This window comes from Synechococcus sp. MU1617 (assembly GCF_020514235.1).
GTDB lineage: Bacteria > Cyanobacteriota > Cyanobacteriia > PCC-6307 > Cyanobiaceae > Parasynechococcus.
This window is the reverse complement of the sequence record NZ_VTLB01000005.1, coordinates 130,719-139,738: the sequence shown is the minus strand read 5'-3', so window position 1 is coordinate 139,738 and position 9,020 is coordinate 130,719. Positions and strand designations below refer to the sequence as shown.

The window sequence follows — 9,020 nt, the reverse complement described above, 5'->3', positions numbered from 1 at the left end:
GACCTCCTCGTCTGAGCAGCTAGACGATGTCTGCAATCGACGCCGAAAAACAACTGAAAACCTGGATCCGGTCGCAGCATCTGATTTGCGAAGGAACCGATTTCATCTTTGAAACGGTGGATCAAACCCACCTCGAAAAATTCGAGCGTTGCATTGAAGCCATCGGTGGACGCGTGCGGAAAATCGCTGCTGCAGGCAACTGGCCGATGGGGCCAAGGCGCACCTTCAAAATCCTTCGCGCCACAGCAGCAGTTCCCAGACCGGGGGGCGAGTCACTGGTGACCTATTGGGCCAAACGCGGCACCACACGCACCCGCTATGCAGAGATCAGCTGAAGCGATTAATCATCAAACCAGCCAAACCAGGTGGGTTTGCTGAAGTCAGACACCTGGCTCCAACTCCGCAACAGCGTGAGCGAATCAATGGCAAAACCTTGGGCTTGGGCCAAGCCAATCACCTCGTCTTGGTTCCGTGCTGATTTCACTTGATCCTTCAGATCAGGCCGCGTTTTCACGAGCTGGATGAACGACGCCAACGCCGCATCTTTCTCTGCATCCGTCAGGGTGGGTGCAGGGGTACTGGCCGGCTGAACAACGGACTCATTCCGGGCCACTGCAAAATCTGCGGAGCCAAGCATTCCCTCCGCTTCTGCACCATCCATCAACAGCGCACGCCAGCGGGACAATTGACGAAAGGCCCAACTCCAATGGGCTGGATCGGCCCGGTGAACAGAGGCCAGATCGGCATCGGAAGTCTGCAACCAATCCATGGCCAGATATCTTCCCCATTCCGCCAAGGTGATGGCGTAGCCGCGGATGTTGGCGTAGGCAACGATGTCGTAATGGGAGCCAAGTGTTTTGATTCCCGTCGCTAGCCCATGATCATCCGCAATCGCTTGTATGAAACGCTCAAGTTCTGTGTTGGCCATCATCAACATTTCTGAATCCAGAGGGCAAAATTCACTTTTTCACAGATCATCTGCAGCACCAAGGGACCACCCGGGCACTGGAGAATTCGCCAGGGAACCTTTGATTCTGTTAACCCCGAATCCACCAGAATCTTGGGAGAACGCGTCGCTTGTTCAAGGGGGATAAGAGAAGCAGACAAGGGGCTTTCAGCCTGCTTCAACAACGCATTGAGATCATCAAGCGTGGCAATTTGATTCAACGCCGATCCGGATTGATGCACTTCAACAAATCGTCGGATTTCTTGAGCTGCGCTTTCGGCAACGGCCATTCGGCTTAAGCTTTGGCTGGGATGGATCATAGGCCAAATGAACCATCCTCAGGTTTTTCAAATTCTTGATAGGCAATGAGCGAACGCTTCGACACTCTTTTCGCAGGAATGAGTGAGGAGACGGCGATGGAAACGTTGCTCAAGCCACCGGCCGAGCTCAAGAATCCTGGCCTTAAATATCTCGCTGCGACCCGTCTTGGGGCCTGCCAGTCCCCCGAGTCCCTTCAGAAACTCCTCACAGCAGGCGCTAACGACTCCGACGACCTCTACGAACGCATCACCCGGCGCAAAGCCCTCGAAGCCCTGGGCCGACGCAAAGACCGGTCGGCTCTTCCCGTGCTTCTTGCCGCCTTGCAGGCCGATGACGAACCCACCGTCGTCAATGCGGCTGATGCCATCGCCCGGCTGGGTACACCTATTAATAAGGAGGGGCAAGCAGAATTACTCCACGCCCTGGAAGGCCCCGACAATCAACGCCGGGCGGTGCTTCAGGCCTTCTGCCGGCTGGGCATGCACGATTCCAGCGGCCAGATCGATCGTTGCCGCAATGACATCAATCCCCTGGTAGCGGGGGCGGCCCATGCCTACTCCGTTCGGGTGCTAGGTGACCCGCAAGGCCTTCAACCCCTCGTGGAGCAGCTCCGAGATGACAATGCCGGACGACGACGGGCCGCCGTGATCGATCTGGGAGATGCGGGCCGAATCGAAGCCCTGGCGGAGTTGATTCGCTGCCCCGTGTCCATGCCCCTGCGCGCCAAGAGTGCGTTTCAGATGGCCACCAGCCAAGCTGGCGCCATTGATCCTGATGCGTCAGATCTGCTGAAGGAGCTGCTTCAGGACGATCCCAGACGGCTGAACCTGGACGGGATTCCCGAAACCGCTGCCGAACCCGAAGTGATTAAGGAGGGACTGCAGCATCGGGACGAAGCCCGCCAGTACGCCGCCGCCAAAGCCTTGATGACCTTGCCCAGATCAGCCCAACTGGATCAGATCGATGCATTGCGCTCCAGCCTCGGAAGCGACTACGGCGTCCACTACCTGCTGGCGAGCTGCACCGGGCTGCTGAAGCTGCATGAGCGCAGCGACCTGGTTCGTGAGGCTCTAGCGGAAACAGCACCGCAATATGCGAAGTCCCGCATTGCTGGCGCCTGGAGCTGCCTGCGGCTTGGGCTACGGGATCAAACAACAATCTTGGAGGAGGTCGGCCGCAGCCATCCCTGGCAGCCGCTGCAGTGGAGCTGCCGTGAAGTGGCAAGCCTGCTTGCCTAAATCAAAGTCATTTCGCATTTTTGTTTTTCTTTCTTTTTGCAGTGCAAATTTGTATTGAGAAGCCTGAAGCAATTACCCCCATGGCTTTGTGAGCGGCGTACGGTCCCGGGGTGATGCATCGCATCTACCCCCCTCTCCTTAGCATTTGATTATGCTCGACGCATTCTCTAGGCAGGCTGTTTCCGCTGATTCCAGCGGCAGCTTCATCGGTGGCGCTCAGCTGAACGACCTGAAGGCATTCATCGCCGCAGGCAACAAGCGTTTGGACGCCGTGAACGCCATCACCGCCAACGCTTCCTGCGTGGTGTCCGACTCCGTTGCAGGCATCTGCTGCGAAAACACCGGCCTGACCGCTCCCAACGGTGGTGTGTACACCAACCGCAAGATGGCTGCTTGCTTGCGTGATGCTGAGATCATCATGCGCTACGTCTCCTACGCCCTGCTGGCTGGTGACGCTTCTGTGCTGCAGGACCGCTGCCTGAACGGTCTGCGCGAGACCTATGCCGCTCTGGGCGTTCCTTCCGGTTCCGCTTCCCGCGCTGTGGCCATCATGAAGGCCTCCGCCTGTGCGCACATCACCAACACCAACAACACCACTGGTGAGAAGCGCAAGATGCCTGTGACCGAGGGCGACTGCAACGCACTCTCCGCTGAGGCTGCTTCCTACTTCGACATGGTGATCAGCGCCATCAGCTGAAGCGCCTGAGATTTTCAAGCACAACCTTCTTTTAAATCAATGAAGTCCGTTCTTACCACCGTCATCGGCGCCGCAGACAGCGGCTCCCGTTTCCCCACCAGCTCCGACCTGGAGTCTGTGCAGGGTTCCCTGCAGCGTGCAGCCGCCCGTCTCGAGGCTGCTGAGAAAATCGCTCAGAACTACGACGCCATCGCTCAGCGCGCTGTCGACGCCGTCTACACCCAGTACCCCAACGGTGCCACCGGCCGTCAGCCCCGCCAGTGCGCCACTGAAGGCAAGGAGAAGTGCAAGCGCGACTTCGTCCACTACCTGCGTCTGATCAACTACTCCCTGGTTGTTGGCGGCACCGGCCCTCTGGACGAACTGGCCATCAACGGTCAGCGTGAGGTCTACAAGGCCCTCAGCATCGACCCCGGCACCTACGTTGCTGGTTTCACCCAAATGCGTAACGACGGCTGCGCTCCTCGCGACCTGAGCCCCCAGGCTCTGACCGAGTACAACGCCGCTCTGGACTACGTGATCAACTCCCTCGCCTGATTCTCAGCCGAGAGATTCGATTCGAACTCCACTTCAGGGGGCGGTTCATCCGCCCCCTTTTTTTATGCTCATCCAGCTGCAGCATTGCAAGCGGCACGGGCACGCATCGCCACGAAGGGCTCAGGATCATCGAAGGCTGAGGCCAGCTGGGCGGGAGAGGCCACCATCGCAGCGGCATAGCGGGCTTCCCAGAACGGCGTCACTTGGGGATCAAGCCAGGACGCAACCGTTGTGCCTGGATCCTTCACAAGCTTCAAACCGTCCATGGCCAACACTGCGGCCGGCTTGGATTTCATGAATTGTGGCCGGCGTGTGGTGATGGCCTCCGCCAGGATGGCTTCGATCATGCCAAGGGCCTTGTCAGGCCAGGGCCCGGTCCTTGAAAACAGCCGGATGAAAAAGTAATGAGCCCCATAGTCGTTGTGGGCTTCGGCATGCCAGCGCTGCTCCAGACGTGGCCAGAGCTGCTCCGCTGCATGGTCCTGCAAGGTCTGCAGCGCCAGATAACTGCGACTGAAATCAGTGCCGAAAAATTCCTGAATCAGGAAATCCGCTGAGGGCGGCTGGTCGTAGGCATGCACCAGCTCCAAGGCTTCCGGCCGATCGACGATCAAGGCATCAAGCACCTCGAGCAGTTCCAGGCCATCGCTCTCTCGCTGACCGTCAGGCCAGAGCGCACGCAACGCCCGCATCCGAAACACCGGCGACACAGGTGCACGCAGAATCTGAGGCAACAGCTCCGTTGCCCCTGCATTGATCGCATCCTGAATCGCCGACTGGCGATCCATCTGATTCGGCAACAGCGTCTGCTCGCCCAGAACAGAGAGCTGGTCACGGCTGCCGCCAAGACGGATGCTTGCACTAATGGCCGCGCCGCGGACCCCGGGTTGATCCGACGTCTGGAAGCTCGCAATCAACGGCTCGGCTTCGGAGACATTTAGCGCGGCAAGGCTCTGAATCAACACCCGTCGGTTCTGGGCTGGATCAGACAACAGCTGCCGCAACGACTGATGAACGGCGGCGTCTTGGCAGTTCAGCTGTTGAAGCGCAAAAGCGGCATTTTCAACGAGATAGGGATCGTCGCTGTTGAGGCAATTGGCGATGGCAGCCATGGCCTCCTGGCAGCCCAGCCGTCCCAGCACTTCCACAGCCTTCCGCCGCGCCAATTTGCGTGGTTGCGCTTGATCCGCATCCATCACCAAGGCGATCAACGCCGTTTCCGTTTCGCGGCCAGGGAAATTGATCAGATGGGCCGCCGCCATGTAGGGATCACTCTGTGACTCCAGCTCGGCCAGAGGAGCACTCAGCAGGCGTATCGCATCGCCTTGGGACAGCCCCGGATGGATGTTGTCAAAAGCTCCGGTCAAGGCAGCACGCTCTTGGGGCCTCAATTCTGCAGGACCCCTCCTGCGGGAGAGCGTGGATCTGCTCTCGTAAGGAAGATTGCGAAAGGCTCGAAAATCTCAGCAGCTACGGCATCTTCAACACAGTCACATCGTCTGCCATGGGACCCACCCTCGCCACATCAATTGCTGTACGAACAGGGATTGAGCCCGGATCGCGCCCTTGGACGGCACGCTCGGTGCGAGTGCCGTTTGCGCAGCTCTGCCGCAGCATGCAGTCCATTCACAACCGTGGACTCGCGATTGATTCGGTTGCCTTCACTTATGGCTCCGGTGAAGCCAGCGCACCAGCACCCGTTGCAACCGCCGCCGACGCCCCCAAGGTTGAAGCCAAGAAGCCAGCCAGACGCGCCGGACGTCGCAAGCGCGGCTGAATTCAAAGCGGGTGATCGATCACCTGGAAGATGCCATCAGCCGGTCGTCCGGCGGTGAGTCCACTCCAGTTGATCACCTGCAAAAACCCGTCTGGATCGCGGGTTTCCACCACATCCACACCCCAGCCGCCCTGCTGAAGCGGGGCCCCTGGGGTGCCCTCGGAATCCTTGCGACCACCAAGAGCCATCACGGCATGGTCGGTGGAGTGCCCCTGATTAGCGCGGATCTTTCGCCAGGCCTGACTGATCTCTTCAGCCAAATGGCCAGGAGTCGCCGTGGACTCGAGGCTGATCTTCCAATGCGGGTGGCTGAGTGCTTCGGCCGATGTCACCGAATCGCACTGCTCGGCCAACGCCTTGGCCAAGGCATCAAAGGCGAATGGAGGCACCGCAGAATCCTGGATCTGCAGGTTGTGGGAAAGGACGAATCGGGTCACAACAAACAGTGCAGTCTGGTGACCTTAGCGATGGGAGAAACGGATAATGAATGGCTGCTTCAGCCTTGCCGTGACCGAATCGATGTCTCCCGTAAGCAGCCCTGAAACGATTCAGCTGAGCGAAGAGGAAGCCGATCAACTGGCTCAGGAGCTGAAGCAACAACTGCGTCAGGGTGAGCGTCTCGCTGGTGACACCCAGGCGATCGAGCGCATGGTGGCCGGCCTGGGGGACCGACGTGGACTGCTGCGCCTCACCTTCGCCGAAAGCCTCGGCACCGTTGGCGGTGCTGCCGTTCCAGCCCTTTGCACAGCAATGTGCGACCACGAGAACGTGACGGTTCGCCGCGCAGCCGCCAAAACGCTGACGTTGATTTCTGATCAGCGCGCCCTTCCATTTCTGCTGAAGGCCCTGCTCAACGATGCTGATCCGGTCGTCCAGGGATCGGCCGTCGGCGCCATGGCAGCCATTGGCCCAGCTGCCGTCGACGGATTGCTCGACATCCTGGTGGACCCTGGCAGCACCCCCATGCAGACAGGCCTGGCCAGCTGGGGCTTGGCCTTCGTCGGCGCACGGGCCCCGGAGGCCTTGCGCAAGGCTGCCCAATCACCCCATGCCCAGATCCGCACAGCAGCCATCGCCGCCCTCGGGGATCAAATCCAGAACCTTGGTGATGGGGATGCCCGTCAGCTACTCACCAATGCGCTTCAGGATCCGGATGAAGACGTGCGCGCTGAAGCAACAACCCTGATGGGCAAGCTCAACGAAAGCGAATGGGCGACCCCACTACTGCTTCCGAACCTGCGGGACGAAGCAGCACTCGTTCGCAAAAATGCTGCGTTGTCGCTGATGAAACTGGAGGACCCTTCCGTGATCGGACAACTCCAGAAGTGCATGGAGACGGAAAGCGACCCGTCAGTCGCTGTGGTGCTCAAGCTTGCTGTGAATCAGCTCAGCAGAGACGACTGACCACAGACAGTCGCGTCGTTCACGTAGTGTCACAAACGTGGTGTTCGCGTCGAGCACTGCATGCGCACTTACGGGACGAAGGCTGAGGGGCCTTGGTCCCGTATTTTTTGCTTAACGGCTGCTTTCAAGACGGCCGAGAGAGGCTTCCACCATCTGCCGGCACAGCGGGTCGGTGGACGAATCGGCCAGCACCTCTCTGAGACAGGCTTCAGCACTGGGATCAGGGATTTCGGCCAAAGCCATGGCAGCTGACTGCACATGAGCGATGTTGTCTCCCTTGCAGATCTGAATCAGCAACGGAAGCGCTTGAACACCCACCTGACCAAGGGCCATCACCGCTGACTGCGACACCACGGGGGAGTCGTCCGACAGTGCCTTCTCGAGCACCGCCATCGAAGCAGGGGAGAAGGTCTGATCCGGGTAGTTGGATGCAATCTGGGCATAGGCCTTGACGCAGCTGGCACGCACGGTGCCGTCCGTGCTTGCTTCAAACAGCTCCGCCAGGGGTTGCAGCGCCGTCGCACCAAAGGCTCCGAGCCCTCGCACAGCAGCGCGACGCAAGGACACATCGGGTTGATCCAACAGCGAGATCAGGCGCGGCATCGACTCGTTTGGCCAATGGTCAACCATCGCCAAATAGGCCTGGGTCTGCAGATGGGGGTTGGGATGGGCCAGATCAGCAAACAACGCATCCAGATCCGGACGTTCAACCTGCTGCTGCGAAGTCATCAGAACTCAAAAACTGCAAAGCCCCCTGAACAACAGGGTTCTTTGCAGCCTAAGTGAAACACTGCCGCCAATGAACGTCATCCAAGTTGAACGACATCCGTCGACATGAGCATTAAAAAGGAGGCCTTTCGGCCTCCTGATTCCTATGAATGAGTGACGCGAAACTGGCGCTCAGGAGAGAGCGTTGATCACGTAGTCGAGGTAGGACTTGAACTCGTTCAGAGCCTGAGGGCTCATGTCGCGAGGAGCGCAAGCGCGGTCGCGGGTGTAGGTCAGAGCTTCGACGTAAGGACCGGTGGGCAGACCCAAGGTGCGGTACACCTCACGAGCGCCGGCGATGCCCCACTCGTCCAGAGGGCCGGTACCGCCAACAACCAGGCAGTAGTTGATCAGGCGCAGGTAGTGGCCCAGATCGCGGTAGCACTTGTCCACCTTGGTCTGGTTCTCACCAGCCTCACCGGGCTGCTTGAGGTAGGGGTACTTGTTGAAGCAGGCATCGCCAGCTTCCTTGGTCACGGCGTCGAGGCCAGCAGCCAGCTTTTCAGCGGCTTCGAGGCGAGCGGCGGCACGTTGGATGTTGCCCTGGACGGCCTCAAGGTCGTTCTGGGAGGGGAAGCGACCGGCTGCGTCAGCAGCGGTCACAACGGTGGTGACGACGGATTTCATCGTGGAGATCCTTTAGATGGAGGTTGGTGTTGAGGAAATGGGAAAACCCGATTGACTCAGGCGACTGCGCTGATCACGCGATCGAAATAAGAGGCAGCCTCAGCAACAAGAGCGGAGCAATCGCCTTGGATGGTCTCCATCTTGCGGAACTTGGTGCCACCCAGTGCAGGGGTGTTGGTCTCGCCGATGTGAGCGGTGGCGGAGGCCTTCATGATGGACACTGCGCGGGCAGCAGACTGGGTGGGAACGCCCAGAGCGATGTAGGTCTCCTTGAGGCCGTTCAGGCAGCGGTCATCCAACACGGATGCATCGCCAGCAAGGAGGGCGTAGGAGATGTAACGAAGAACGATTTCACCGTCACGCAGGCAAGCAGCCATGCGGCGGTTGGGGTAGCAGTTGCCACCAGCCTGGATCAGGCCAGTGTTCTCACAGATCATGCCGGTGACTGCATCGGAAACGATGCAGGAGGCATTAGAGGTGATGGCGTTGACAGCGTCCAGACGCTTGTTGCCTGCGGCAACGTACTGACGGAGAGCGGCGATATCGCCAGCACCCACAGCAGCAGTTTTGGCGTCAGCGCTGACGACGGAACGGGAGAATGCGTCGAGCATTGGAAAGCCAGACAAGGGGGAGGGAATGCTTCTCGACTACCAGGGATGAAACGACGACTCTTTTCTCAGACGAGAATCGAATTGAACGTTTCAG

General features: G+C 59.2%; 13 protein-coding genes. 6 read left to right on the top strand and 7 right to left on the bottom strand.

Features of this window, described 5'->3' with window-relative positions; genetic code table 11:
- The first annotated feature begins 26 nt into the window (after window positions 1-26).
- Window positions 27-335: a CpeR family transcriptional regulator gene (locus FZZ90_RS10985; RefSeq protein ID WP_226425832.1), complete on the top strand. Its 309-nt coding sequence runs from the start codon at window positions 27-29 to the stop codon at window positions 333-335.
- A 5-nt stretch (window positions 336-340) separates the two neighbouring features.
- On the opposite strand, the gene FZZ90_RS10980 is transcribed toward FZZ90_RS10985, so the two are convergent.
- Window positions 341-928 (bottom strand): Nif11-like leader peptide family natural product precursor, encoded by a 588-nt coding sequence (locus FZZ90_RS10980; RefSeq protein ID WP_226425831.1) that lies wholly within the window; start codon window positions 926-928, stop codon window positions 341-343.
- 2 nt (window positions 929-930) lie between these two features.
- The gene (locus FZZ90_RS10975; protein ID WP_226425830.1) at window positions 931-1,236 is read right to left on the bottom strand and encodes a hypothetical protein; all 306 of its coding nucleotides are present in this window, start codon (window positions 1,234-1,236) and stop codon (window positions 931-933) included.
- Between the two features lie 75 nt (window positions 1,237-1,311).
- Here FZZ90_RS10975 and FZZ90_RS10970 point away from each other — a divergent pair, with 75 nt between their 5' ends.
- From FZZ90_RS10970 to mpeA, 3 genes are all read left to right on the top strand, one after another.
- The gene (locus FZZ90_RS10970) at window positions 1,312-2,505 is read left to right on the top strand and encodes a HEAT repeat domain-containing protein (RefSeq protein WP_226425829.1); all 1,194 of its coding nucleotides are present in this window, start codon (window positions 1,312-1,314) and stop codon (window positions 2,503-2,505) included.
- Between the two features lie 151 nt (window positions 2,506-2,656).
- Window positions 2,657-3,202: a bleomycin hydrolase gene (locus tag FZZ90_RS10965; protein WP_115132306.1), complete on the top strand. Its 546-nt coding sequence runs from the start codon at window positions 2,657-2,659 to the stop codon at window positions 3,200-3,202.
- A 39-nt stretch (window positions 3,203-3,241) separates the two neighbouring features.
- A complete protein-coding gene (gene mpeA / locus FZZ90_RS10960) occupies window positions 3,242-3,739 on the top strand; it encodes a class 2 C-phycoerythrin subunit alpha (protein WP_043695066.1) in 498 nt (165 codons plus the stop codon).
- A 68-nt stretch (window positions 3,740-3,807) separates the two neighbouring features.
- Here mpeA and FZZ90_RS10955 read toward each other — a convergent pair whose 3' ends face one another.
- Window positions 3,808-5,106 carry a HEAT repeat domain-containing protein gene (locus FZZ90_RS10955; protein ID WP_226425828.1) on the bottom strand — a complete coding sequence of 433 codons (1,299 nt, stop codon included), beginning with the start codon at window positions 5,104-5,106 and terminating at the stop codon, window positions 3,808-3,810.
- Window positions 5,107-5,243: 137 nt separating this feature from the next.
- Here FZZ90_RS10955 and FZZ90_RS10950 point away from each other — a divergent pair, with 137 nt between their 5' ends.
- Window positions 5,244-5,516 (top strand): hypothetical protein, encoded by a 273-nt coding sequence (locus FZZ90_RS10950; RefSeq protein ID WP_226425827.1) that lies wholly within the window; start codon window positions 5,244-5,246, stop codon window positions 5,514-5,516.
- 2 nt (window positions 5,517-5,518) lie between these two features.
- Here FZZ90_RS10950 and FZZ90_RS10945 read toward each other — a convergent pair whose 3' ends face one another.
- Entirely contained in the window at window positions 5,519-5,953 is a 435-nt protein-coding gene (locus FZZ90_RS10945; RefSeq protein ID WP_226425826.1) for a DUF2656 family protein, read from the bottom strand.
- Window positions 5,954-5,999: 46 nt separating this feature from the next.
- On the opposite strand from FZZ90_RS10945, the gene FZZ90_RS10940 reads away from it, so the two are divergent.
- Window positions 6,000-6,920: a HEAT repeat domain-containing protein gene (locus FZZ90_RS10940; RefSeq protein ID WP_226425825.1), complete on the top strand. Its 921-nt coding sequence runs from the start codon at window positions 6,000-6,002 to the stop codon at window positions 6,918-6,920.
- A 111-nt stretch (window positions 6,921-7,031) separates the two neighbouring features.
- On the opposite strand, the gene FZZ90_RS10935 is transcribed toward FZZ90_RS10940, so the two are convergent.
- From FZZ90_RS10935 to cpeB, 3 genes are all read right to left on the bottom strand, one after another.
- Window positions 7,032-7,649, bottom strand: a complete 618-nt coding sequence (locus FZZ90_RS10935) for a HEAT repeat domain-containing protein (RefSeq protein ID WP_226425824.1) — start codon at window positions 7,647-7,649, stop codon at window positions 7,032-7,034.
- 171 nt (window positions 7,650-7,820) lie between these two features.
- Window positions 7,821-8,315 (bottom strand): class 1 C-phycoerythrin subunit alpha, encoded by a 495-nt coding sequence (gene cpeA, locus FZZ90_RS10930; RefSeq protein ID WP_011932400.1) that lies wholly within the window; start codon window positions 8,313-8,315, stop codon window positions 7,821-7,823.
- A 56-nt stretch (window positions 8,316-8,371) separates the two neighbouring features.
- Window positions 8,372-8,926 (bottom strand): class 1 C-phycoerythrin subunit beta, encoded by a 555-nt coding sequence (gene cpeB, locus FZZ90_RS10925; RefSeq protein WP_226425823.1) that lies wholly within the window; start codon window positions 8,924-8,926, stop codon window positions 8,372-8,374.
- Between the last annotated feature and the right edge of the window lie 94 nt (window positions 8,927-9,020).